This is a genomic window from Maritimibacter sp. 55A14 (genome assembly GCF_003122205.1).
Taxonomy (GTDB): Bacteria; Pseudomonadota; Alphaproteobacteria; order Rhodobacterales; family Rhodobacteraceae; genus QEYE01.
Genome location: NZ_QEYE01000067.1, coordinates 1 through 915, shown reverse-complemented (window position 1 = coordinate 915; position 915 = coordinate 1). Strand labels below are relative to the sequence as shown.

Annotated in this window: 1 protein-coding gene; it reads right to left on the bottom strand. The window is 57.2% G+C overall.

Going from position 1 to position 915, the window contains the following annotated elements; genetic code table 11:
* Nucleotides 1-242: 242 nt before the first annotated feature.
* On the bottom strand, nucleotides 243-530 hold the full coding sequence (locus tag DDZ14_RS19205) for a hypothetical protein (protein ID WP_199221381.1): 288 nt from the start codon (nucleotides 528-530) through the stop codon (nucleotides 243-245).
* Nucleotides 531-915: the final 385 nt, after the last annotated feature.

Genomic DNA, 915 nt, shown 5'->3' with positions numbered 1-915 from the left:
CTCCACAACCAACATCCCACACTGTGCTCCCCGATGACCTCGGGAGCATCATCACCATCAATGTAAGGGGGTCATTTTTAGACGCCGATCACCCCGCTATGGGGTCAATTTTGCACGCCTGTTCACATCCATTCCTCAGCGTTAAGGGTGGATAGAGCCGCAAAGGCTGATTGCTCTGACAGTACCGGCTTGAGGCGGGCGATGGGCCCACCCCAAGATTTCAGACTTCAAGGCTAGAGGCCTTAGCTGCCACCATCGGTGCCTTCAGGTAGCGCTACGGCAAGGCGCGTGACCTCGTTGATCGCGGCCAATCCATCTTCGCCGGCGGAGTCGTATTCGAACAGTACGCGGTCTCCACGACCAAGGTCCGCGGGAAGGGTGATTTCGCCAGGCACGACCCAGACGGTTTTGTCCGTAAGGACAATGATGCCAGCTCTTCGATCATAGGCCAGAACATGACCTTCGGTTTCGTCAGCGAAAGCAGGAAGAGACGCGAAAACGGCCAAAGCCGCCCCCAGGATGATGCGCATTTCACTTTTCCATAGGAGGATAGCACTCTCGGCGCGACCCCGCGCTCTGCAGTCGCCGGACGGAGCCTCGCGGCCGGATTTGAATCAGATGGAACTTTTAAAACGCGCTTCAAGGAGGTGGAAGGAAATAATTTTCGCAGCATGCATTTGGGCGTTGTCAAAGGAACTTGGCTTGCGGAGGGTCAGGGCGCTGAGAAGGGCCTCCGGACGACGAAACGCAGCCCGTTCAACCTGCTCAAGCGTGAACGGGTCCGGCGGCGGACCTAGGGTCAGGACCCATTGATTTCAGCCGAGCATCGTGATTCACCGCCTGAAAACAGAGCGGTGACATGTCTGATCTTTACTGGCTGAGCGACGCGCAGATGGCGCGTCTGGAACCCTATTT

Bases quoted from the DNA above. Each gene is read 5' to 3' on its own strand.
- DDZ14_RS19205 (WP_199221381.1), bottom strand. From the start codon at position 530: ATGCGCATCATCCTGGGGGCGGCTTTGGCCGTTTTCGCGTCTCTTCCT.